The 23,202-nt window shown below is 46.1% G+C and carries 20 protein-coding genes; 3 read left to right on the top strand and 17 right to left on the bottom strand.

Features of this window, described 5'->3' with window-relative positions; all coding sequences use genetic code 11:
• Nucleotides 1–303: 303 nt before the first annotated feature.
• The 4 genes from NSS87_RS13485 to hrpB all read right to left on the bottom strand — a co-directional run bounded on the left by NSS87_RS13485 (nucleotide 304) and on the right by hrpB (nucleotide 4,684).
• Nucleotides 304–432 carry a hypothetical protein gene (locus NSS87_RS13485; RefSeq protein ID WP_256716254.1) on the bottom strand — a complete coding sequence of 43 codons (129 nt, stop codon included), beginning with the start codon at nucleotides 430–432 and terminating at the stop codon, nucleotides 304–306.
• A gap of 26 nt (nucleotides 433–458) precedes the next feature.
• Entirely contained in the window at nucleotides 459–1,325 is an 867-nt protein-coding gene (locus NSS87_RS13480; protein ID WP_339247714.1) for an NAD(P)-dependent oxidoreductase, read from the bottom strand.
• Between the two features lie 185 nt (nucleotides 1,326–1,510).
• A complete protein-coding gene (locus NSS87_RS13475) occupies nucleotides 1,511–2,095 on the bottom strand; it encodes a general stress protein (protein WP_339247711.1) in 585 nt (194 codons plus the stop codon).
• Between the two features lie 96 nt (nucleotides 2,096–2,191).
• A complete protein-coding gene (hrpB, locus tag NSS87_RS13470) occupies nucleotides 2,192–4,684 on the bottom strand; it encodes an ATP-dependent helicase HrpB (RefSeq protein WP_339247710.1) in 2,493 nt (830 codons plus the stop codon).
• A gap of 157 nt (nucleotides 4,685–4,841) precedes the next feature.
• Here hrpB and NSS87_RS13465 point away from each other — a divergent pair, with 157 nt between their 5' ends.
• Complete coding sequence (locus NSS87_RS13465; protein ID WP_042187724.1) at nucleotides 4,842–5,261, top strand: GNAT family N-acetyltransferase; 420 nt, start codon at nucleotides 4,842–4,844, stop codon at nucleotides 5,259–5,261.
• A gap of 115 nt (nucleotides 5,262–5,376) precedes the next feature.
• Here the strand turns inward: NSS87_RS13465 and NSS87_RS13460 are convergent, their stop codons facing one another.
• On the bottom strand, nucleotides 5,377–5,775 hold the full coding sequence (locus tag NSS87_RS13460) for a DnaJ family domain-containing protein (RefSeq protein ID WP_042187722.1): 399 nt from the start codon (nucleotides 5,773–5,775) through the stop codon (nucleotides 5,377–5,379).
• Between the two features lie 1,053 nt (nucleotides 5,776–6,828).
• Between NSS87_RS13460 and NSS87_RS13455 the strand changes: the two genes are divergently transcribed.
• On the top strand, nucleotides 6,829–7,305 hold the full coding sequence (locus tag NSS87_RS13455) for an SRPBCC family protein (RefSeq protein ID WP_339247708.1): 477 nt from the start codon (nucleotides 6,829–6,831) through the stop codon (nucleotides 7,303–7,305).
• Here NSS87_RS13455 and NSS87_RS13450 read toward each other — a convergent pair.
• From NSS87_RS13450 to NSS87_RS13435, 4 genes are all read right to left on the bottom strand, one after another.
• Nucleotides 7,297–8,106, bottom strand: coding sequence for an SDR family NAD(P)-dependent oxidoreductase (locus NSS87_RS13450; RefSeq protein ID WP_042187718.1), 810 nt, complete (start codon nucleotides 8,104–8,106; stop codon nucleotides 7,297–7,299). The two genes, NSS87_RS13455 and NSS87_RS13450, sit on opposite strands and share 9 nt — an antisense overlap.
• 138 nt (nucleotides 8,107–8,244) lie before the next feature.
• Nucleotides 8,245–9,111 carry a transglutaminase family protein gene (locus NSS87_RS13445; protein WP_042187715.1) on the bottom strand — a complete coding sequence of 289 codons (867 nt, stop codon included), beginning with the start codon at nucleotides 9,109–9,111 and terminating at the stop codon, nucleotides 8,245–8,247.
• Nucleotides 9,108–10,061 (bottom strand): alpha-E domain-containing protein, encoded by a 954-nt coding sequence (locus tag NSS87_RS13440; RefSeq protein WP_042187712.1) that lies wholly within the window; start codon nucleotides 10,059–10,061, stop codon nucleotides 9,108–9,110. The genes NSS87_RS13445 and NSS87_RS13440 overlap by 4 nt, the downstream gene beginning before the upstream one ends.
• 72 nt (nucleotides 10,062–10,133) lie before the next feature.
• Complete coding sequence (locus NSS87_RS13435) at nucleotides 10,134–11,597, bottom strand: circularly permuted type 2 ATP-grasp protein (RefSeq protein ID WP_042127226.1); 1,464 nt, start codon at nucleotides 11,595–11,597, stop codon at nucleotides 10,134–10,136.
• 353 nt (nucleotides 11,598–11,950) lie between these two features.
• Here NSS87_RS13435 and NSS87_RS13430 point away from each other — a divergent pair, with 353 nt between their 5' ends.
• Nucleotides 11,951–12,838, top strand: coding sequence for a DUF1835 domain-containing protein (locus tag NSS87_RS13430; RefSeq protein WP_052404267.1), 888 nt, complete (start codon nucleotides 11,951–11,953; stop codon nucleotides 12,836–12,838).
• 127 nt (nucleotides 12,839–12,965) lie between these two features.
• On the opposite strand, the gene ftsY is transcribed toward NSS87_RS13430, so the two are convergent.
• From ftsY to NSS87_RS13390, 8 genes are all read right to left on the bottom strand, one after another.
• Nucleotides 12,966–13,964, bottom strand: coding sequence for a signal recognition particle-docking protein FtsY (gene ftsY / locus NSS87_RS13425; RefSeq protein WP_042187710.1), 999 nt, complete (start codon nucleotides 13,962–13,964; stop codon nucleotides 12,966–12,968).
• 105 nt (nucleotides 13,965–14,069) lie between these two features.
• A complete protein-coding gene (smc, locus tag NSS87_RS13420; RefSeq protein ID WP_339247702.1) occupies nucleotides 14,070–17,639 on the bottom strand; it encodes a chromosome segregation protein SMC in 3,570 nt (1,189 codons plus the stop codon).
• Nucleotides 17,640–17,810: 171 nt separating this feature from the next.
• Nucleotides 17,811–18,515 (bottom strand): ribonuclease III, encoded by a 705-nt coding sequence (gene rnc, locus NSS87_RS13415; protein WP_042127220.1) that lies wholly within the window; start codon nucleotides 18,513–18,515, stop codon nucleotides 17,811–17,813.
• Nucleotides 18,516–18,527: 12 nt separating this feature from the next.
• Nucleotides 18,528–19,766 (bottom strand): beta-ketoacyl-ACP synthase II, encoded by a 1,239-nt coding sequence (fabF, locus tag NSS87_RS13410; protein ID WP_076282776.1) that lies wholly within the window; start codon nucleotides 19,764–19,766, stop codon nucleotides 18,528–18,530.
• Nucleotides 19,767–19,984: 218 nt separating this feature from the next.
• On the bottom strand, nucleotides 19,985–20,218 hold the full coding sequence (locus tag NSS87_RS13405; RefSeq protein ID WP_036686493.1) for an acyl carrier protein: 234 nt from the start codon (nucleotides 20,216–20,218) through the stop codon (nucleotides 19,985–19,987).
• A 224-nt stretch (nucleotides 20,219–20,442) separates the two neighbouring features.
• Nucleotides 20,443–21,192, bottom strand: coding sequence for a 3-oxoacyl-[acyl-carrier-protein] reductase (gene fabG, locus NSS87_RS13400; protein WP_042187706.1), 750 nt, complete (start codon nucleotides 21,190–21,192; stop codon nucleotides 20,443–20,445).
• 52 nt (nucleotides 21,193–21,244) lie between these two features.
• On the bottom strand, nucleotides 21,245–22,168 hold the full coding sequence (gene fabD / locus NSS87_RS13395; RefSeq protein ID WP_339247699.1) for an ACP S-malonyltransferase: 924 nt from the start codon (nucleotides 22,166–22,168) through the stop codon (nucleotides 21,245–21,247).
• Between the two features lie 37 nt (nucleotides 22,169–22,205).
• Nucleotides 22,206–23,195 (bottom strand): beta-ketoacyl-ACP synthase III, encoded by a 990-nt coding sequence (locus tag NSS87_RS13390; protein ID WP_139328492.1) that lies wholly within the window; start codon nucleotides 23,193–23,195, stop codon nucleotides 22,206–22,208.
• Between the last annotated feature and the right edge of the window lie 7 nt (nucleotides 23,196–23,202).

Below are 23,202 nucleotides of genomic sequence, written 5' to 3'. Positions count from 1 at the left end.
CAGCAAGTGTAATTGCATCTGGAAGTCCAATATATAAGAAGAAACCTTATAATAAAAAAAAACTGCCTATTGGCAGTCTTATCCTCAATAAATTCTAGAGCATAGCCAAATGGCGGTTCCCACAGCGATAATACCTGCTAACGTTACAAATAGGACATACCCTCTCTTTGTTCTAGTAACCGTGTGATTATCATAAAATTCAGGTTTTCGTATGATTCCAAACCATAGATCCGCGATTAAATTCACGACCACTAGAGAGAAATTTTTTATTACCCCCACGTCATCACTCCTTTTCAACTTTAGCTAGCCAAGTTTATTATTAATTTCACTTAGTGACTCATTCATTTCGTCCATTTTCTTGATCATCGCATATTGATTGCTAATCATCATGATTAAACCAATAAAGAACAAAATCACAAGAAGTAAACTCATACTGCACTTCCTTTCAGTAGCTGAATTCATTCACTCTGGACATTCAAGCTCCGAGCAAATCCTGATCTCCATGACGGGTATAGTGGACTCCATTCGTAATCCATTCGAGCTTTCGTATTGTAGGCTCCCCGTTCCCATCCTGCTCTGCCTTCTTGAACATTAGGAGCAGGAGCACCTATGGTATCTGAATAAGCTGATAACCAATCCAATCCTTTAGCAGGCTCGTCGTCTACGATGTTCACAGGGCCTGAAGGCCAGTTCAGAGCAAGCACCGCTGCGTTAGCTGCATCCTCCACATGTAGGAATGATACAACGGCATCTGTCGCTGTCATTCGTTCTTGACGAATTTCCTCTGCCATATAGCCATTAGTGTCATACCATGTTCCTTGGCCGTACAACATTCCATACCGCAAGATCACATGATTGGGGATCTCGGCAACTGCTTTCTCTAGTGAGTATATACCTTCAATCGTTCTTCTCCGAGGCTCTAAAGCCTTAAGATCTAAAGGAGTTTCCTCCGTAGCTGGCACATCTCCAGCTTCATAAGCCCATGAAATACTTTGTGCAATGATTTGTTCCACGCCAGCTGCAAGAGATGCATCCACAATATTTCGTGTTCCTTCTATTCTTATCCTGGAATTATCTGAGAAATTCCGCTGACTTAGTGAAGTTAGCTGATGGATAACCACTTCTGGCTGTGCTTTGTGAATGGACGCAAATATGGCCTCTCGATCGAAGACATCCGCGATTACCGCCTGTGCTCCACACTTCTCAATAAATGCTCTATTTTCTTCCTTATGGGTCATTCCGACAACCTCATGCCCCGCTTCTAATAACTTAGGTAGCAATAGCCGTCCAATCACGCCCGCCGCACCGGCTACAAATATCTTCATCTACGCCCTCCTTAAGAACAGCCTCTAAGTATAAGATTGCTAGTTACTTCTCAAAATCCCAATTATAATTTGGATTATTATCCATATCATACCACATGTATAATAAAGACTGCACCTCACAGCTTATCGCTAGGAGGTGCAGTCTTTAATGGATTGTTTATAGTAAAAGTAGGTCGATTAACATTTTAGATTTTATCGCGGTTGTAAACTTCAGCCGTTCGGTCTGCTCTGTTAGCCATCGAATTACCCAGTCGAGTGTCTTCGTTATAGACGCCTTCGTAACGCTGAGCATTTAGTGAGCGATTGTCTCGGAACACATCATGCGCTTGATACCCTCGTCCATTATCCTCAACAAGCACAAGGATCTTGCCACTTTCAACGTATCCTTCGTACTCTTTTGCCTCATCCTCAGGAATGCCAAGACCGATCAAGCCACCAACTAAGCCACCTGCACCTGCACCCACGGCTACACCTGTTAACGTTGCCACAATAGGTCCCGCTGCCAGTATAGGACCAATCCCCGGAATTGCGAGCGCTCCGATACCTGCTAGCAGTCCGGTAACACCACCCAATACGCCACCTGTAGCTGCACCTGTTGCAACGCCCTCGGGAGCTTTTGTGCCTGTATCATCCGAAATATGTCTTAGCTCATCACGATCACGTGTGATTACTGATATTTCTTCATTACTGAACCCTTGATTGTGAAGTCCTTCAATTGCTCTGGTTGCTTCTTGTTCTGTATCAAAGATACCTACGATTTTTTTAGTCACTTGAAGCCCTCCTTAGTAATTGTCTTCGCTAGTTAATTACCCTGTAAGCTGAAGACAAAACATCTAATTAAAATTTCAAGTGCACGAAGGACCCTATTATTTCTTGGGACGTGTTCGATTGGTCGGAACTGCTTGCAAGGGATCGTCTGGCCAATAGTGCTTAGGATAACGTCCTTTTAGATCCTTTTTAACCTCAAAATAAGTACCACGCCAAAAGCTTGCCAGGTCAGAAGTCACCTGCATCGGTCTTCTTGCCGGTGACAAAAGATGAAGCAAGACAGGTACCTTTCCCCCACCAATTCTAGGGGTGTCTAACTGTCCAAACATCTCTTGCAAACGCACAGCCAGTACGGGAGCAGCTGGATTAACATAGTCCACGGGCACACGCGAACCACTAGGAACTGTTATATGTGTCGGCGCTTCCTGTTCAAGAAGCTGTCGCTGATTCCAGTCCAGGAACCCCTCAAGCGCACGGGATAACGGGATTCGCTGAAGGTCACGCAAGTTACGCATACCGTGAATGTAAGGTAATAGCCATTCATCAAGCATCTCAATTAATGCTTCATCAGAGACATCCGGCCAATCTGAACGTAAGGCGTGCATAAACATGAGCCGCTCACGAAGCTGCAGAGGTCCCTTTTCCCACGGTAAGATATCAATCCCATCCTCTGCGATTACACTTAGCAGTACTTTCGCTGTTTCTTCTGAGGAGGGTCTTTCATGTGACGTTTCTTTTAAGACAAGAGCTCCAAGCATCGTTCGGCGGCGTTTCTTCACACTTCCACTTTCTTTATCCCAATACACGTCAGAATCCTCTGTGATGTGATCTATATGATATTTAAGCAATTGTCCTTCTTCTAGCTCAGCTGCCAGCAAGATTGCACCTTGTGTGGCTCGATCGTCAACAGACGCGGCCACAATATAAGCGGATCGGGCCAGCGGTTGCCCTTCCCGCATGGCCACGCCACGACCGGCGGAGAGCAGAAACGCGCCATCACCGCGTTTCTGCCCGATCCGGTCGGGATAGGCGAACGACAGAAGCAGCCCGCAGAGGCTGATGTCGTTCACGGTCCCGCCTGGCGCTGCTTGCAGCTGCGCCAGGAAATTACGGCTCTCGCGCACCACCGCGCGCAGAGCCGCAGAGTCCGCTCCGCCCGTATCGGCGGAGCGTTCGAACCGGAGCAGCGCCTCTACGCGGAGCGTGAGGTCGCAATCTAGTGCCGCGGGACCCTTGAACAGGTCCCGCTCTTGCAGCAGCGCCGCCAGCCGGCAGGCGAGCGGTGCTGCGCCAAGCTCTGCCGCGCGCAGCAGCATATGCGCGGCTCGCGGGTGCGCGCCAAGCGCGGCCATGCTGCGGCCGTGCGGCGTGATGGCGCCGCCGGCGTCCAGCGCGCCGAGCTGGCGCAGCAGCGCGGTGCCCTGCGCATAGGGCGCAGCGGGCGGCGCGTCAAGCCAAGCTAGCGCGGCAGGATCGCGCACGCCCCACAGCGCCAGCTCCAAAGCGAGCTGCGCAAGATCCGTCTCCATAATCTCCGGCACATTGTCATCCGGAAGGCGATTATGCTCCTCCTGACTCCACAGCCTGTAGCATACGCCCGGAGCTGTCCGCCCGGCCCGTCCTCGCCGCTGATCGGCAGAGGCTTTCGATACCGGAACCGTCGTAAGACTTGGCATTCCCGTACGCGGAGAGAAAATCTGCGTGCGACGCAGCCCTGTATCAATTACCGTTCGCACACCTTCGATTGTCAAGCTTGTCTCCGCAATGGAGGTCGCTAGTACGACTTTACGTTCGCCGTTTATGGATGGAGCCACTGCAGCATCCTGCATAGCCTGTGGTAATTGTCCGTATAAAGGACGAAGCACTACCCCGACAGGCAGTTTTCCATGTTCCAACTCATTTTGGGTTCTGCGAATCTCCCGTTCACCCGGCAAGAATACCAGTACATCTCCCGGCTGTTCAGCAAGCGCACGTCTCACTGCGGCTGTGGCCGATTTTTCAATCGGAAGATTCCCTGTAGTTGGGGTATAGATAGTTTCCACCGGATAGGTTCGTCCCGGACAATCAATCACTGGCGCATCGCCCAGCATAACCGAGACCCGTTCACTATCTAGTGTTGCTGACATAATCAGAATCCGAAGATCATCACGCAGCACAGCCTGCGCTTCCAGCGCCAGAGCAAGTCCCAGATCCGCATGTAGACTACGCTCATGGAACTCATCAAAAATAATCAGCCCCACATCCCCTAGCGATGGATCACTCTGAAGCATCCTCGTTAAGACACCTTCAGTCACTACAACAATTCGTGTATTCTTGCCTACCTTAGTGTCGTTCCGCATCCGATAACCTACCGTCTGTCCAACACTTTCTCCAAGATTGGAAGCCATGTAAGTTGCAGCTGATCTAGCGGCAAGTCTTCTAGGCTCAAGCATAAGAATGCTTTTACCAGCCATCCATGGCTCGTCCAGAAATGCCGGAGGCGTTCCAGTTGTTTTGCCCGCACCGGGTTCTGCGATCAGAACAGCCGCCCTTGTTGAGCGAAGTATGTGTTTCAGGTCTGGAAGCACCTGTATTATTGGAAGCTGTTTCATTATATCTCTCCATCGTTTGTAATAATATGTTATGATTTCCTTTGATGTGGTCTAAACCCTATTCATCATGTGCGAAAAAACTTCAAAGATCAAGACAATCTGTACTTACCATTTCAAGTATAACTTTATTATATTATAAAAAAGGAGACTTTCTAAAATGCTCGTAACTAAAGCCACTATTTCAGATTTATCTATACTCAGCAAGATCGATAGCATGGTCATTGGCAGCGAAATTCGCAAACCTAAAATTGAACAATATATTCTAAATGAGCAATGTGTTGTAGCATCGATTAACAGTGAGCCTGTCGGTTTTGCTTGTTACGATACCACTTTTTTCGAATGCTGTTTTATTCAGCTCATAATTGTGAATCCCAATTTCAGACGTCTTGGCATTGCCGGTGCACTTATTCGTTACATTGAAGAACACTCTCCAACCCCCAAGCTGTTTACTTCCACCAATGAATCCAATACGATCATGCAGCAAGTGTGTCTTTCTCTAGGATTTGTAAGAAGCGGAATCATTGAGAATTTAGACGATGGTGATCCAGAATGGGTATATTTCAAGCAAGTAAAATGACACTTGTGAAACGAAGCACGCAAAAAGGCAGCTCTTTCGTCTCTTTATGGACTAAGAGCTGCTTTTATTTCACACTATTTATCCTCATGTCCATACAACAGGACCCTAATAAGCGTTATTCTTCTTCCCTAATTATCTGTTCATGTATTTGAACACTGTATTGCATAAAAGCAGGATTACTATCTAAGCCTCGTTCACGCAGAAGCTCTTGCAGACGCAGCCTTTTCAAAGACAATTTTGCCCGGATTGCCTTACCTTCACTAGTTTCAGCGCCTCCGCTATTGTGGCAGGCAGCAAGCAGCCCTTCGAGGGTAACGCATTCTGCACGCAAAGATACTTCCTCGGGCACCAGCCCGGAATTCTTCATAATTTTGAAAGACATGCGCAATTCTTCTGGCACGCCCGATAAATCCTCAAGCTCCAGTGGCTTGCCATGCCCAGGTAAATCTCCAAATTCCCCATTACGCATAGATTCCTGAATCCGCTGCTCAACCAGCCAGGACATCATCCCCATATACGCAGCCTCCTTCACCAATACCACTACTATGATCTATCCCGCCTAAGCAAAAGTATGGTAAGCAGAATTGCGTCTATTTTAGCATAAAAAACTGTAGATTTACATCAAACTGCCGCAATGCATTCTTATAAAAGGCGATCCTTCTCCGTTCTATGAATCTTCCTCGTCATCGCAGATCGTTCGGACTAAGGAGCCCTTATTTCGCAATTTCAGGCTATTTTGCTACACTATCGGACTCAGTTGCACCTATTCACGCAAATACACCCTATTTTTAATAGAAATTGTGGAAATAAGAGCTCTGCAGTCCGAAAAGTCTGCGCATCCTCATATTCGCCTCCGCAGATCGCTCAGGACTCAAGAGTCCCCATTCCGCAAATTCAATTCATTCTGCTACACCATCATTCTCTGCTCCCTGTCCGCAACATATTACAGACGCCTAACCAAACCGTACAATAGTTTTTTTTCATGCGAACAATTGTTATACTCGTTCTAATAAGCCTCAACTCAACAAGAAAAACGCCTGACGTCGTCCTTGGAGGTAGAGTTACAAGCTGAGTACATCCGTAATTCCATACTCGTATCCATATACACCTTCGTAGTGAGGTTCCGCTTACGGACCGAATGGCTTTATTTTGATGAAATGAGCACATATATTAGGGACGGACCGTATTGCACTTGTTCCCTAATAACAAGCCCCTTCCCGGGTGATCTGGGGCGAATAACAGCGCTGGCTCATTTACGTTACCGGCGGCACATTGTATTCGGTTTTTCGCATACATTTGGCTCGTTTACGTTACCGGCGGCACATTGTATTCGGTTTTTCGCTTACATTTGTCCGTAGGCTCGACTAAAACATGCATTTCGGAGGATATAAGGTCCGCTCGGTTTTTAGAATCTGACGGATGACTCCTCGTTTATTTCATGTCTCCTGCTTCTTCACGTTCACCCCTCCTTCCTCTTTCTTCGGAGTTATCCACATTTTTTTGTATTGTATAATTTCCTAAACAATAAAAAAAGGACTACAGCAGTAGTCCAAAGGAGAAATATAACATGATAGCTAACCTCAAAAAAGCAGATGATCATTATGTCGCTCGTTTCGAACGTCAACTAAAACATCCCGCATCAGAAATATGGTCCTTTCTGACAGAGAATGAGAAGCTTGCTTTATGGTTCACTGAATTACGTGTTGAAGACCTGCGTGAAGGGGGATTAATCAAGTTTGATATGCAAGACGGCACCTTTGAGGAAATGACGATTACCGCCCTGCAACATGAATCTGTTCTTGAATTTACGTGGGCTGATGATTCCGTTCGCTTTGAGCTATATCCTAATTCAGAAGGATGTTTACTCGTCTTGAATGAAACGATCCGAACGCTCACGCCACACACACCCCGAGATTTAGCTGGCTGGCATGTATGTCTGGACGTGATCCAGCATCTTCTGGATGGTACGACGCTGGAGTCACGAAAAGCTGAATGGAACGTTTGGTATGAACGATACCGGGAAGCGATCTCTAAATTAGGATAATAAGGACTCTGCTCCATCAATCACAATTTGCGCACCTGTAATATGAATAGATTCATCGGAAGCCAAAAAAGAAACTAGATCGGCAACATTATCCGGTTTACCCGGCCCATCCGCCAGCGGCTGCGCACCATCGGGAAATTCAATCGGAATGACGATCGCTTCTACTTCTTCGTTCATTTCCGTGGTTTCATCTATATTGGTAGCAATCGCCCCGGGGCAGATCACATTCACTCGAATTTTAAACTTAGCTAGCTCAAGTGCAGCCATTTTGGCAAAAGCTACCTGTCCAGCTTTGGTAGTACTATACGTAGACCACCCAAAGCTGGCAAATCTAGTATTCCCATTGATGGAGCTAGTGATGATAATGCTACCTTTCCCTTTATCCTTCAGATGAGGGATCGTATATTTCAAGGTCAAAAAGGTCCCCGTCAAGTTCACCGACATCGTGCGCTCCCAATCACTCAGGCTCAGTTCCTCTATTGGTCCCACCGCACCATTGATTCCCGCGTTAGCGAATACTACATCTAAGCCGCCGAATTGTTCGACAGTCCTGCGAACGGCTTCCTCCATCCCTTTTTCATCTGAAGTATCTACCTCTATGGCCAATGCGCAATCTTTCCGAAACTTGTTCAGCTTATCCGCCAAAGATGAGGTACGTTCAAGATTCAAATCAAAAAGCGCTACATTAGCACCTTCCCTCGCCAGCTTAATAGCGGTAGCCCGACCAATTCCTGAGCCCGCTCCTGTTATAATTGCTGTTTTTCCAATGAATCTTTGTTTCTTAGCTATGTTTGGACTCATATGTAATCTCTCCCTTAAGATCTCTTAGTGATGTACTATGGATCAAGATTACCCAAATACATGCACACTGGAATCATCTTCACAAAAAAACTCCCCGTTCAAAAACTTGAACTGAGAGTTTCATCTAGATCTATACATCTAATTGTCCAGCTTCCGCACATCCACTTTCACGGTCAGAGTGCCCGCTCCACCACGATATACACCTTTTACAGGTACAATATCTTTGTAGTCCCGTCCGTGACCTAACTTAATGTAGCGCCAATTGACCTCAACATTATTTGTCGGATCGAAACCAAGCCAACCTGTACCCGGAATGTGAGTCTCCACCCAAGCATGAGAAGCTTGCTCAAAATTAGCATTACTCCCTTGCAGATCACCAACAAAATGATATCCACTTACATATCTGGAAGGCAGACCGACACTACGGCAGACAGCAATCATTAGATGAGCATAATCCTGACATACACCGCGTTTAAGCTTCAGTGCTTTTTTTACCGTAGTATTTACACTTGTAGCCTCAGGGTCATAGGTGAACTGTTCATAAATCGTCGCAGATAATTTAAGAATCCATTCATACATATCCTCTGCTTCATTAAAAGGGTACTGTGAGGCAAATTCCACTAATTCAGGCGTCACCTCGGTATAACGAGTCGGCAATATAAACTCAATATAACGGTTCTGAAATCCCTCATCATTTAACAATCTAATTTGTTCTTCAAGAGATGTTCTCGGGAGATCTGTCCCCTGAGCTTTATCCAGTGTAACTACAGTAGCTTTAGTGTGGATGACCATCTCCGTATGCGGCTTATTAACCGAATAGGCATGGACCCGATTCCCGAAGAAATCCTCATAGGTTAATAGATTGGCTGGCGGGTAAATATCCACTTCATGGTGATAACAGGATTGGCGATAATTCGTACGTGGCGTGAGTCTGATCTCATTGACACTGTCCGTAACCGGCTCTGGATAGCTGTATGTGGTGGTATGATTGATTTGAATCTTCATACAGACACTCCTTCTCGCCGAAAAAAGGCGCCCTCCATTGTTTTACCAAGTTTCTGACAGGATATCACCAGCGATTTAAGCAAATCTTCCACTAGCTCGCCGGACATTTCTTCCTTTTCCATATAATCCAGTTCTGCTTTTAGCTTACCCGCTTGCCGGATAACCTTCTCATGACCTGAACCTTTCTCTGAGGGATCTAGTTCAAGCTTTGCTAAATGCTCTTCCAGCTGATGAAAAGAAAAACGAATGGAACGCGGAAATTTGGGATTCGCAATCAAGAAATCTAAAATGCTCTCCGGGGACATAGCATCTGCATAATAACGGCGAAACGCCTGGTACCCACTAACGGATTTAAGCACCGCCTGCAACTGAGTATAAACCGCGTCAAGCTCCTTAAATCGGCATGAGGCAATGACCGCCTGCAAGATACGAGTTGTATTCTCTGCCCGCTCTAGAAACCGTCCGCTCTCAATGAAATGCCACTCATTCCCTCTAAGCATTACCGACTGCTCTGCTCCGAGAAACATGGCTGTACGCTCCTTAACCTGCTGATAGAACTGATGTGGGCCGCTCATAATATCTGCAACAGACCGCTCACCAAGCCATAGGTTGAAGCTGTTGACAACATCCCATAATTCACTTGGAAGCTGCTGACGGAGTGTTCGCAGATTATTTCTGGCATGATGTACGCAAGAGAATAATGAATTAGAATTGCCTAAATCAAGTGTGATGAAAGATAGGACATCCTGCTCGGAAAAGGTTTCGAACTGCTGCATATATTCACCTCGAACGCCTAGCGCATCGATTAACCTTGACCATTTATTTCCTTCTTCATGAAAATCCTCTTCCTGCTGGATATGATAATGAACATTGATTAGCCGCGCATGATTCTCTGCCCTTTCAATATATCTGCCGATCCAGAACAAAGCTTCAGCATTTCGATTCAGCATCTCCAGCCACTCCCTTATTTAACAAATTGATGCTGCATTTTGTTAATCATCAACGAGCCTCACTAGATTGTATCAAGCCATGACCCAAGTATCTTTTACGCCACCACCTTGCGAGGAGTTTACGACCAAAGACCCTTCTTTCATAGCCACCCGTGTCAATCCCCCAGGGATAACATGTGGCTTACGGTCAGCACCCATTAATACAAAAGCTCGAAGGTCGATATGTCTCGGTGCCATAGTCCCACCAGACAATACAGGTGCTCTGGACAGAGACATAATAGGCTGTGCTATATAACGTTCCGGATCTGCGATAATCTTCATTCGAAATTCAGCGAGTTCTTCTTTCGTAGCTTCGCTTCCGATCAACATTCCATATCCCCCGGATAAAGAGGTTTCCTTAACAACCATTTCAGATAGGTTCTCAAGGACATATAAACGTTCATCAGGCCTGCCTAGCAAATAGGTCGGGACATTCCCAAGAATCGGTTCTTCATTCAGATAATAACGAATCATATCCGGTACATAGACATACATCGCTTTATCATCAGCAACACCAGTCCCCGGGGCATTAGCAATCGCTACATTCCCTGCCCGATACGCATTCATCAGACCCGCCACCCCTAGAAGTGAATCCGGCTGAAAAGCTAACGGATCGATGAAATCATCATCCAAACGGCGATATAGTACATCTACGCGGCGAAGTCCGTTCATTTCTTTCAAATATATTTTGTGATCCTTTGCAACCAAATCTCGTCCTTCAACCAAATGTATACCCATCTGTTGTGCTAGAAAAGCATGCTCATAATAAGCAGAATTATATTCCCCAGGTGTAAGGAGTGCTATAACCGGGTCTGACTTTCGTGAGGGTGATAAACTACGTAGAACGGATAAGAAGCGATTCAAGCTATGATCAACATCTCGGATGGAGCTGGCAAAGGACAATTCAGGAAACAACTGATTCATAAGGGTTCTGCCTTTAAAAAGATATGAAAAACCTGAAGGCGTTCGTAGATTATCTTCAAGCACATAATATTGCCCATCATGATGGCGGATCAGATCGATTCCCGAGGTAGTGATGTAGGCTCCACCAGGTACCCTTAGACCAGCCATTTCTGGCCGGAAATAACAGTTAGAGATGATCATACGCCTTGGGACTATTCCATCCTTTACGATGTACTGCTCATGGTAGATATCATGAATGAACAGATTCAAAGCCGTGATACGCTGAATAATTCCAGCCTCTAGCCTCTCCCATTCATTCTTAGGAATAATGCGTGGAATCATATCGAAGGGAATCGTACGCTCCATGGGATGATCCTGAGCCGGATTGTATAGCGTAAAAGTAATTCCTTCCTCCATCATCCTGCGCTGCATCAAATTCTGCTTACCCTGCAGCTCTTCGGAGCTCATTCCGGAAAACATGCGATTCACATGTCTGTAATGCGGCCGGACATTTCTCTTATCTGCATACATTTCATCGAAAAAATGTTGCAGCGGATACGGAGACAGACCTGGCAGAGGATCTAATTTGGACATGAGCCCGACTCCTTTCGATAAATGTTATCTTTACTAACAATTCATACTTTAATTTCTGAAAATATCCAAGAAAATATTGTTTTGTATTCCCATAATACGTAAATCCTATCACCGATGTCAATATATATAACAGAGAAATGCGATCTCTGAATATTTCCGTGTTTTGGAATCGCTTCCTTTCTCTCTTATATAGGTTGCCGGAGCTGAAATGTAGTTTCTTCATTGAATTGTATGCAGGAGTAGTGACAAGCATTACTATTATGAATTTTTCATATGTTGTATTTTTTATATAGTTGTCTGGGAAGGTGATTTCAGTTATATGGTATAATTTGGAGCGTTAGGAGAGTGAACAAATGGATCACAAATATACTATGACCATGGAGCAGGAAGAGGCTAGGCGGGATCATATTTTTCTTTTATTTGGCTTGTCAGAAGCTGGTTCGATGAAGGTAGCACTTAGTCGTGTAGGCAGTCGTCATTTAATAAGAGTACTTTCATTTAATGAGACGTTCTCTGCTGGACCGCTGTGCAAATTACCTAATGATGAAGGGTGTCAAGCCCGTGAGTTATGGTTTCAGGAACGATTTCCGGATCAGGGTTATCATCTCAATCCCCAGCATAAACTGGGAGCCATGATTCAGACCTTAAAAGAAATTCCCGAGGACAAAAAAATCACTATTTGGTGCGGAAACAACTCCCATGATCAGACAGGTTTACGATTTGCACTTTCTGTTCTTAGTGAGAGGAAGCAACCTATTTATGTTATAAATCCAATCGAAGCTTATGAGGAGCTTCCCGGGATTGCTGAACAATTTACCATGAGCTTATCTCCCCAGTCCCTGGGTCAGCTCCCAAACGAAGCTGTGCAAACTATTATCAAAAACACCGAAAATACGCAACCCCTTACCTCCGCGCAGAGAAAACAGTATGAGCTGGAGTGGCAAGAAATCAGCAACACTGAGGATATGCTTCGAGTCTGGTCCAAAGGTCAGCTAACGAATGTACCCGAAACATACTATGACGAAGACATTCTATCCTTAATTCTGCAACTGCAAAAGAATGAACAGGGAGATCATTTCGTAAATGCAGGACTTATTGTAGGTGCAATTATAGGGCAGTGGAATTTATTTATCAGTACCTCATTTATAGAATATCGCTTCTGGAGGCTTATTAGTGAGGGAAAGCTGTTATTTAAAGGGATACCCTACGCGATGCATTTGTACTTTTTAAGAATTCCTTAGAGGTCACTACATTAACAACTAACAAATATTTTATAAAAAAGGAATGCCCTCATAAACTAAATATAGCTTCGAGGACATTCCTTGTAAATATGACTTCTTTATGATCATGTGTAGGGATGGATTACACTTACTCTTCCGATTCTTCTGACTCTTCCTCAGCAATTAATCCGGCAAAAAGAGCATGCACGAACTGCTGAGAATCGAATGGCTGCAAGTCTTCCATCTTTTCTCCGAGCCCTACGAGCTTCACTGGTAAGTTCATTTCCTGACGAATGGCTACTACAATTCCGCCTTTAGCTGTACCATCCAGCTTCGTCAAGACGAGCCCTGTTACCCCACTCTTTTCACCAAATAGCTTGGCCTGAGTAAGCGCATTTTGACCTGTGGTCGCATCTAGCACCATCAGTACTTCATGCGGAGCACTAGGAATTTCTCTTTGAATAACGCGGAAAATCTTGTTGAGCTCTTCCATCAGATTGCTCTTATTCTGAAGTCTGCCTGCCGTATCGCAAATCAAGATATCTACATTCCGCTGCTTAGCCGCTTGAACAGCATCGAACATAACAGCGGCTGGGTCAGAGCCAGCTTGTTGCTTAATTACGTCTACGCCAGCACGTTGACCCCAAACTTCGAGCTGTTCAATCGCTCCGGCACGGAACGTATCCCCTGCGGCCAAAAGAACTTTTTTACCCTCTTGTTTGTAACGATGTGCTAGTTTACCGATCGTAGTCGTCTTGCCTACTCCATTTACCCCAACGAACAAGATAACTGTAATGCCATCCGGATTTTCCTTCAGGCTGTTATCGTCATCGCCGCGCAGCAATTCCATGAGCTTACGGGACAAAATGGGTTGCAGCTCAGCTGCATCTTCAATTCGTTTTTGCTTCACTTCGGCGCGCAGATCCTCGACAAGTGTCATTACTGTATTAACACCTACGTCCGCACCAATCAAGATTTCTTCCAGTTCTTCGTAGAACTCTTCATCTATTTTTTTACGGCGGATAATCAGATCTGCTACCTTCTCGACAAAGCCTTTACGGGTTTTCTCTAATCCGTCGCGGAATTGTTTGGTTACACTTTCCGTTTTGCCGGAAATGCTTTCTTTTAACTTCCTGAAAAAGCTCATTTGTTTCCTCCTAAAAGTTTTGTGAGCGACACTTCATTGTTTTAACTTCGTACAAAACTCGCTTCGAAAGCAGACACTTAAAAAAATCACCATTTTGGCAAGCCGTTAAGCGATCTCTGCTTCCTCATCCTCTAAACGTACAGAGACAAGCTTGGATACTCCGCCTTCTTCCATCGTCACTCCGTAGAGCACATCCGCCTCTTCCATCGTTCCTTTGCGGTGTGTAACGACGATAAATTGCGTTTGTTCCGAGAACTCACGCAAATACTGTGCAAAACGCACGACATTCGCTTCATCTAACGCAGCCTCTACCTCATCCAGTACGCAGAACGGAACCGGCTTCACTTGCAGGATGGCAAACAAGAGGGCCATCGCAGTTAAGGCGCGTTCCCCACCAGATAGGAGCTGCAGGTTTTGAAGCTTTTTACCCGGTGGTTGGGCTACGATATCTATACCTGTTTCAAGCATATGTTCTGGATCCAGCAGCATGAGATCAGCTCGACCGCCTCCGAACAGCTTCGAGAATACCGTACCGAATTGTTTACGGATCGCATCAAAGGTCTGTTTGAAGCGTTTGGACATTTCATCTTCCATCTCACGGATAACTTGATACAGGGTAGTCTTGGCTTCGACCAGGTCATCTTTTTGTCCACTGAGGAAGGTATAACGCTCATGAACACGCTGATATTCTTCAATCGCACCTAAGTTCACTTCGCCCAATGCAGAAATACTGCGTTTCAGACGCTGTACATCTGCTTGTGCGGCAGGCACATCTTCGGGCACAGGATAACGTTGCTTCGCTAGTTCATAGCTTAGCTCGTAATCATCACTCAGCTTACGAAGAATATTATCAAGTTCAACATCGAGACGACCCACAGAAACTTCAGTAGAACGCAGCTTGTCCTCCACGACTCTAAGTGCCTGACGCTGATCCTTGGTCTTGCCCTCCTCTAGCTCAAGCTTACGGGTTAACGCTGAACGTTCCGCCCGAGCTAGATCCAAAGTACCGGCTGTCTCTTCCTTCTTCAGACGATAACTATTCAAATCTTCTTTCTGTTTCACGGTTTCCAAAGCATTACTAGCCAAATCCTGTTCGATCGTATGTAACAGATTTCGATTCTGGCGCAGCTCTTTATCCTGTGAACCCGCATCTTGTCTTAGACGACGTAATTGCTCCTCCAAGGAGAAGATCTCCTGATCGAGCTTGCCTTCCGAAACCTTCATACTGGTCAGCTTACCTTGCAACTCTTCCTTAGCGGATTCATTCGCTTTACGCGCCGATTCGGCATTACGGATACCCTCATGAGCTTCCTTCTCTTCCTTCTCGAGACGTTCAAGCTCAGCAGAGGCTTGTTTCCGAGTCTCCTCAAGCGTACGGACCTCACTTTCAAAGCCACTACGTTCCGCGCCTGTGCTCTCCACTTGTTCCTGCACATGCCGCAGCTCCTGTTCAAGCTGCTTCAAATCGCCAGAAACACGTTGCTCTTCCAGTCTCTTCTCATCACCATCACGGCGCAGGTCCTCTAGCTTCACGCTAGCGTTTTCCTGCTCTTCACGAAGTCTGGCTATGCCTTGTTTCAGCTTAACAATTTGACGCTCGCTCTCTTCGATCTCACTGCTCAGCTGATCCAGCTGGCGTTTACGACTAAGTAAGCTATTGTTCTTCTTATGCTGGCTACCACCAGTCATGGAGCCCCCGGCATTGACTACATCACCCTCTAGCGTAACCACACGATAACGATACTGGCATCTAGCGGCGATGCGGTTAGCCTGCTCCAGGCTCTCAGCAATAACTACATTGCCAAGCAAACTGCCAACAATACTTGCATACTTATCATCGTATCCAACGAGTTCGGAACCAATTCCAACAAAACCTTCAGCATCTTCCACCATTCCTCGGTCGCTACCGGAAATTTGGCGTGGCCGGATAACATCGAGTGGTAGAAAAGTAGCTCGTCCCAATTGACGTTGCTTCAGGAAAGATATCGCTTGACGAGACACGCTCTCATTATCCATAACCACGTGTTGCAGCGATGCACCCAGCGCAGTCTCAACAGCCATTTCCAGCTTCTCAGGAACGGAGATGAGTTCAGCAACCGCACCATGCACACCGTTAAGCTGTCCTTTACGAGCTCCTTTGAGAACTTCTTTAACCCCAAGCATAAAGCCATCGAAATCATCCTGCATTTCTTTCATGGTCTCGTGACGAGAGACTTGTGCTTCCCGCTTCTGTTCCCACTTTCTCAGACCTGATTGCGTCTCTTCAATCAGCTTCTGACGTTTACTAAGTTGTTCACTTTCAGTAATATAAGCACCACGAAGATTGCTTAGTTCTTTTCCAAGCTGGGCAATCTTGTCTTTTAGCCCTTTCTGGTTAGCAGACAGCTCTTCATGCCGTGCAGTCCATTTGCCGCTTTCTTCTTCACTGCGGCTCATACGACGCTCCAGGTTCTCCTTCTGTTGATCCGCGTAACGAATTTCGTTACGTGCATTCGCCATAAGGTTCATTAACTCCAGGAGAGCACTTTTCAGCTTCTCCTCCTGGCTCTGACTAATACCGTCAGCGACACCTTCGAGTCTTGCCTCTTCCGCTTCGATCTGTTTCCGAAGCTCAACAAGCTTAAGCCGGGACGCTTCGAGCTTAGCTTCTAAATCCCCAAGCTCACGCTGTCGGTCCGCAGAACGCTCACCTACAGAACCTAATGTGAGCATTAACTGTTCACGGTTGCTCTCAAGATTACGCTTGCGTTCCTTCAACACTTCCCCGTAACCTTCGCTCTTCTCATAAGCTTCACTATAACGGAGCAATTGCTCTTGCTGCTTCTCGATCTGTTCTTCAAACGCGCGCAGTTCAGCACGTCCGCTTTCCAGCTTGGCATCATGGGCTGAGACAACTGTAGATAATTCCAGTTGCTCATCCTTTAAAGTTTCGAGCTTAGCGTTACCTTCCTGCCAAGCTGTATGAATGCCTTCAATCTGATGCACATAGACTGAAATTTCCTGATGCTTCAGTTGTTCCCGAAGCTCTTTAAAGCGAATGGCCTTCTCCGATTGATCCTTAAGGGGACCAATCTGATCCTCAAGCTCACTAATCAAATCGTGAATACGAAGCAAGTTTTGCTCCGTGTCGTCAAGCTTTCGACTTGCATCTTTTTTGCGCGATTTATATTTTACAATACCCGATGCCTCTTCGAAGATGCCTCGCCGATCCTCGGAACGAGTACTCAGAATCTCTTCAATCCGACCCTGTCCGATAATCGAATAAGCCTCACGCCCGATACCGGTATCCATGAACAGCTCTGTGATATCCTTTAGTCGGCAGGATTGCTTATTAATTAAATATTCACTCTCACCACTGCGGTGAACACGCCGAGTCACTGTAACTTCGCTGAAATCCAGTGGAAGCGTGTGATCCTCATTATCGAGCGTAAGTGATACTTCACCATAATTCACAGCTTTACGCGCGTCACTACCGGCAAAAATAATATCTTCCATCTTGCCGCCACGCAGTGATTTAGCACTCTGTTCGCCGAGCACCCAGCGTATGCCGTCAGAAATATTGCTCTTGCCGCTTCCGTTCGGACCCACTACGGCCGTTATTCCGCGCACAAATTCCATTTCTGTTTTGTCGGCAAATGATTTAAAACCAGCTAATTCTATCCGTTTCAAAAACATACTTGCCTATCACCTCTGACCCATTATACCATAGCGTTTATTCGCCTAAAATAGCTTCAAAATGAAGCTTGGCTATTCTTTCGAAAAAGAGCAGCAACGGTCTGAGCTCCGCCTAAACGCCGGTATTCAGACCTTTGCTGCTCTCCTCCGCTTGTCCACATGATGCAAAATTCAGGCACCATCTTCTTTCAGATGCAACAGTGCAGCTGCTGCAGCCTGCTGCTCTGCTTCCTTCTTCGAGCGGCCGCTCCCTTTACCAAGTGAACGGTTAGTCATTAACACTTCAGAGACGAATTCACGCTCATGCGCGGGTCCCCGTTCTTCAATGATCCGATATTCCAACGTACCCATATTGTGCTGCTGAATTAGCTCTTGCAGTTCCGTCTTATAATCGGTCATCTGCATTTGCAGTTTCCCATCCGTCTCCACAAGTGGAAATACGTGATTATCAAGAAAAGACCGTACAGTTTCCAGCCCTTGGTCAAGATAAAGCGCTCCCACGAAGGATTCGAACACATCAGCCAGCAGGGCCGGGCGAGTACGTCCGCCCGTAAGTTCTTCCCCTTTTCCCAGCAGTACATAACGGCCAAAACCTAAACTCTCAGCGAACTTAACCAGCGAAGGCTCGCATACGATAGCGGCACGTAGCTTGGTCAGTTCCCCTTCAGGTCGATCTGGCAACAGATTGTACAAATATTCAGAAACCGTCAGCTCCAGTACAGCATCCCCTAGAAATTCGAGGCGCTCATTGTCCTGATGCTGATTGAAACGGTGTTCATTCACATAAGATGCATGGGTAAAGGCCTGCTTCAGAAGCACAGAATCGTGAAATTGGATTTGAAGTTGCTGTTGTAACTGCTTCAGTTCTCCTTTCACCGCGCTGTCCCCTTACTGATTATATTTTTTTAGAATAACTGTTGCGTTATGTCCCCCGAATCCAAACGAATTCGACATTACGATATCAAGATCCGCTTTACGTGGAACATTTGGTACATAATCCAAATCACATTCCGGGTCCTGGTTGTCCAAATTAATCGTTGGAGCAATCATGCCCTTTTGCAAAGAGAGTCCGCAGATAATAGCTTCTACTCCACCAGCAGCACCTAGAAGATGACCTGTCATGGATTTCGTTGAGCTAATAGCTACTTTATAGGCATGTTCACCTAATGCTTTCTTAACAGCAGCCGTTTCTGATCGATCTCCTACAGGCGTTGAAGTACCATGTGCGTTGATGTAATCAATATCTTCAGGAGAGATACCAGCATCACGGATTGCCATCTTCATGCAGCGAGCTGCACCATCTGGATCCGGTTCAGTCATATGGTGAGCATCAGCACTTAGACCATAGCCGATTACCTCAGCATAAATCTTCGCTCCACGTTTCTCAGCATGTTCAAGGGATTCCAGAATCAAGATCCCAGCGCCCTCTCCCATAACGAAACCATCGCGATCTACATCAAATGGCCGACTAGCCTTCTCCGGCTCATCATTACGAGTGGACATTGCTCTCATTGCACAAAATCCTGCCATTCCTGTTGGACGAATGGTCGCTTCCGAACCACCGCAGATCATAGCATCCGCGTCTCCACGTTGAATCAGACGGAATGATTCCCCAATGGAATGACTTCCTGTAGCACAGGCCGTCACTGTAGTCGTATTCGGTCCCTTTGCACCGAGGTTAATGGACAGCTGTCCAGAACCCATGTTAGCGATCATCATCGGGATAAAGAACGGGCTAACCCGTTTTGGCCCTTTTTCAAGCAACAGATTATGATTGTCTTCCCAAGTACCAAGACCACCGATACCCGAACCAACAGATACACCGATCCGTTCAGCATCGATATCTTCACCGATCTTAAGTCCACTGTCTCTCAATGCATCTTCACCAGCAGCCACTGCAAATTGTACAAAACGGTCCATTTTGCGGGCTTCCTTGCGGCCAAAAAGCGCCTCCGGATCAAAGTCTTTAACTGATGAAGCAATTTGCGTAGTGTATTCACTGACATCAAACGCTTCAACCATCGATACACCTGATTTACCGCTCATCAGATTATCCCAGAACGTCTCCAAGTCTTTCCCCAGTGACGTAATTACGCCCATCCCGGTTACAACCACTCTATGACTCAAACACAATCACCCCATCTATAGGCTGTATACATTATATTCAGTACTTATATACTGCAAATTATTACTATATGAACAGCGATCACCGCATCATTAAAGCTTCTGCGGTTCTGTTATAATCCCTATGAAGCTGCACATGGCAACCTGTAATACATCTTTAATGCTGTATAAATGAGGAGAAGCCCCGCCCAAGTTGGAACGGGACTCTCAATCATATGACTCTAGGTATGAGATTGTATGTACTTCACAACTTCACCCACGGTCGTAATCGTCTCTGCATCTTCATCAGAGATTTCCATGTCGAATTCATCTTCCAATTCCATAACCAATTCTACTACATCAAGAGAATCAGCACCTAAATCATCTTTGAAAGACGCTTCTAATGTTACCTCAGCTTCATCGGCACCTAAGCGGTCGATGACAATGCGTTTTACACGCTCTAATACATCGGACATCCGGTTCACCTCCTCTTTTGGTATTATACGAGATATGAGGTCAAAATACCATAGACCGCAAAAAACGCTTTCCTGATCCCTCACATTTCATCTTTAAAACAGTGTAATTTCTCCCAAGCATAAACGCTTTCGGCGTCCTTATAAGGACAGTAAGTGTTTAAGCAAGAAATATAAAGATAAAGTATAGTGTGAAACTTATACTTTCTTATATTTTCAAAGGAGAATTACATATACATCCCGCCATCCACGTGTAGTGTCTGGCCGGTCATATAAGCGGCGCCTTCAGAAGCTAAGAAAACAACTGTCATAGCTACTTCTTCCGGACGCCCAAGGCGAGCTAGTGGAATGCCCTTCTCTAGCTCACTGCGAACTTCTTCAGAGAGCTCACGTGTCATATCTGTATCAATAAACCCAGGAGCAATACAGTTGACGGTGATGCCCCGCGAAGAAAGCTCACGAGCCGATGCCTTCGTTAAACCGATGACACCAGCCTTAGCTGCAGAGTAATTAGCCTGACCAGGGTTACCTGTCACGCCCACAACCGAGGAAATATTAATGATTCGGCCATAGCGCTGTTTCATCATCGGACGTGTTGCTGCTTTAAGGCAATTAAACACACCTTTCAGATTCGTCTCAATCACTTGATCGAACTCTTCCTCTTTCATGCGCATAATCAGGTTGTCCCTAGTAATGCCGGCATTATTGACAACAATGTCAATACGTCCCCAGGTATTAAGAACCTCTTTCACAAGGCTCTCGGCCTGTTCACTATTGCCGACATCTCCACGGAGTGCAATACCCTCCGAGCCAAGCTCGACAATACGGGCCACAGTCTCCTGTGCCGCCGCTTCACTTCCTGCATAGTTCACGGCCACCTTTACACCGTGTTCTGCAAGAGCAAGCGCGATACTACGACCAATGCCACGTGAGCCGCCAGTTACAAGGGCCGTTTGGCCCCGCAATGCTGAGAACATAGTCTAATCCCCTTTCAATCATGATGCTGTTGTCAAAATGTTAAACCATTTCTTACAAAACAGTTTGGACACCTTCAAGTGTATTAATGTTGATTACTTTGACTGTTTTATCTATTTTGCGGATCAGACCTGCCAGAACACTGCCAGAACCAATCTCAACAAAAGTGTCAACACCATCCGCAATCAACCATTCAATACTGTCTTGCCAAAGCACAGGAGAATACACCTGACGAACAAGCAGTTCGCGAATTTCTTCGGGATCTGTTACCGGTGATGCAGTGACGTTAACGATGACAGGTACATTTGGAGTGTTGAAGGTTACTTTCTTCAACTCTTCTGCCAAACGATCTGCAGCAGCTCTCATCATAGAAGAGTGAAAAGGTCCACTTACTTCTAGCGGAATTGCCCGCTTGCCACCAGCTTCTTTAACACGCTGCACAACACCATTAACGCCTTCCTGAGATCCGGAAACAACGATCTGACCTGGACAGTTAACGTTAGCCAGTTCTACAACACCATTCTCTTCAGAGATAGTTTGGCATAATGCTGCCAGCGCTTCACGTTCTGCGCCAAGCACTGCAGCCATTGCACCTTGTCCTCCTGGAACAGCTTCTTCCATGAAACGGCCTCTCAAGCGTACAAGTGTTACAGCATCTTCATATGACAACACACCCGCAGCTACTAGTGCACTGTATTCACCAAGGCTATGACCAGCAACATAATCCGGCTTCAAACCTTGTTCACGTAGAGCTTCAAGATAGGCTACGCTTGCTGTAAGAAGCGCTGGTTGCGTGTTTACCGTTTGCTTCAACTCACTGTCAGGCCCTTCAAAAATCAGCTTACTTAGTGGAAATCCGAGAACTTCATCCCCTTTCTCGAACACTGCACGGCTGTTTGGAAGAGCATCATAAACATCCTTGCCCATTCCAACTGCTTGTGCTCCCTGACCGGGAAAGACGAATGCAATTTTACTCATAAGTATGAACTCCTTCCCGTATAACGGTCTTAGCTTATTACCAGATCAACACAGATGCGCCCCAAGTCAAGCCCCCGCCGAATCCAACCATCAGGACGGTGTCGCCTTCTTTCATACGTCCTTCTTCCGCCGCTTCAACAAGCGCAAGTGGAATGGAGGCAGCCGAAGTATTGGCATATTTATCAACATTGATTACACATTTCTCTGGTGGCAAATCAAGACGCTGCATAGCGGATTGAATGATACGAATATTCGCTTGGTGAGGTACGAACAAATCGATATCTTCCTTACCCAGACCAGCTTTAGTAAGCACACGTTCTGTAGCTGAGCCCATTACACGAACAGCAAATTTAAAGACTTCACGGCCATTCATATAAATGAAATGCTTCTTATCTTCAACGGTTTGCTGAGAGGCAGGCAAGCGCGAACCGCCGGCTTCTAGCTTAAGCAAGTTCCCTCCAGAGCCTTCAGCACCCAGATCAAAGGATTGGAAACCACGACCTTCCGGAACCTCACCAATGATAACTGCACCTGCTCCATCACCAAACAAGACACAAGTATTGCGATCCGTATAATCTGTGATGCGGGATAAAGTATCCGCACCTATAATAAGTGCATTGTTGTACATTCCGTTCTGAATAAAGCCAACCGCAGTAGCTAAGCTGTATACAAAACCAGAGCAGGCTGCTGACAAGTCAAAAGCCGCAGCGCCTTTAGCACCCAGCTTATCCTGTAAAATACAGGCTGTAGAAGGGAAAGCACTATCTGGTGTTACTGTTGCAATAATAATAAGATCCAAATCTTCGGCTTTCATTCCAGCGGAATCAAGTGCCTTGAGTGCTGCTTCATACGCTAGATCAGAAGTTGCCTCGTGAGGCGCAGCAATATGTCTCTCGCGGATGCCTGTCCGACTGACGATCCACTCATCGTTAGTCTCCACTATTTTTTCCAGATCGCTATTTGTCAATATTTTCTCAGGTACATATTTCCCAGTTCCTATAATTCCAACCGGTCGCAACTGTCTCATGTCGTCA

It is taken from the genome of Paenibacillus sp. FSL F4-0243, from assembly GCF_037963295.1.
Lineage (GTDB): Bacteria > Bacillota > Bacilli > Paenibacillales > Paenibacillaceae > Paenibacillus_AQ.
The sequence above is the reverse complement of the archived record's forward strand: the minus strand, read 5'-3'. Positions and strand labels throughout refer to the sequence as shown.

Excerpts from the sequence above, each read along its gene's own strand:
- NSS87_RS13485 (WP_256716254.1), bottom strand. The coding sequence starts at position 432 with ATGAGTTTACTTCTTGTGATTTTGTTCTTTATTGGTTTAATCATGATG.
- NSS87_RS13480 (WP_339247714.1), bottom strand. The coding sequence starts at position 1,325 with ATGAAGATATTTGTAGCCGGTGCGGCGGGCGTGATTGGACGGCTATTG.
- hrpB (WP_339247710.1), bottom strand. The coding sequence starts at position 4,684 with ATGAAACAGCTTCCAATAATACAGGTGCTTCCAGACCTGAAACACATA.
- NSS87_RS13465 (WP_042187724.1), top strand. The coding sequence starts at position 4,842 with ATGCTCGTAACTAAAGCCACTATTTCAGATTTATCTATACTCAGCAAG.
- NSS87_RS13460 (WP_042187722.1), bottom strand. The coding sequence starts at position 5,775 with ATGGGGATGATGTCCTGGCTGGTTGAGCAGCGGATTCAGGAATCTATG.
- NSS87_RS13455 (WP_339247708.1), top strand. The coding sequence starts at position 6,829 with ATGATAGCTAACCTCAAAAAAGCAGATGATCATTATGTCGCTCGTTTC.
- NSS87_RS13450 (WP_042187718.1), bottom strand. The coding sequence starts at position 8,106 with ATGAGTCCAAACATAGCTAAGAAACAAAGATTCATTGGAAAAACAGCA.
- NSS87_RS13445 (WP_042187715.1), bottom strand. The coding sequence starts at position 9,111 with ATGAAGATTCAAATCAATCATACCACCACATACAGCTATCCAGAGCCG.
- NSS87_RS13440 (WP_042187712.1), bottom strand. The coding sequence starts at position 10,061 with ATGCTGAATCGAAATGCTGAAGCTTTGTTCTGGATCGGCAGATATATT.
- NSS87_RS13435 (WP_042127226.1), bottom strand. The coding sequence starts at position 11,597 with ATGTCCAAATTAGATCCTCTGCCAGGTCTGTCTCCGTATCCGCTGCAA.
- NSS87_RS13430 (WP_052404267.1), top strand. The coding sequence starts at position 11,951 with ATGGATCACAAATATACTATGACCATGGAGCAGGAAGAGGCTAGGCGG.
- ftsY (WP_042187710.1), bottom strand. The coding sequence starts at position 13,964 with ATGAGCTTTTTCAGGAAGTTAAAAGAAAGCATTTCCGGCAAAACGGAA.
- smc (WP_339247702.1), bottom strand. The coding sequence starts at position 17,639 with ATGTTTTTGAAACGGATAGAATTAGCTGGTTTTAAATCATTTGCCGAC.
- NSS87_RS13405 (WP_036686493.1), bottom strand. The coding sequence starts at position 20,218 with ATGTCCGATGTATTAGAGCGTGTAAAACGCATTGTCATCGACCGCTTA.
- fabG (WP_042187706.1), bottom strand. The coding sequence starts at position 21,192 with ATGTTCTCAGCATTGCGGGGCCAAACGGCCCTTGTAACTGGCGGCTCA.
- fabD (WP_339247699.1), bottom strand. The coding sequence starts at position 22,168 with ATGAGTAAAATTGCATTCGTCTTTCCCGGTCAGGGAGCACAAGCAGTT.
- NSS87_RS13390 (WP_139328492.1), bottom strand. The coding sequence starts at position 23,195 with ATGAGACAGTTGCGACCGGTTGGAATTATAGGAACTGGGAAATATGTA.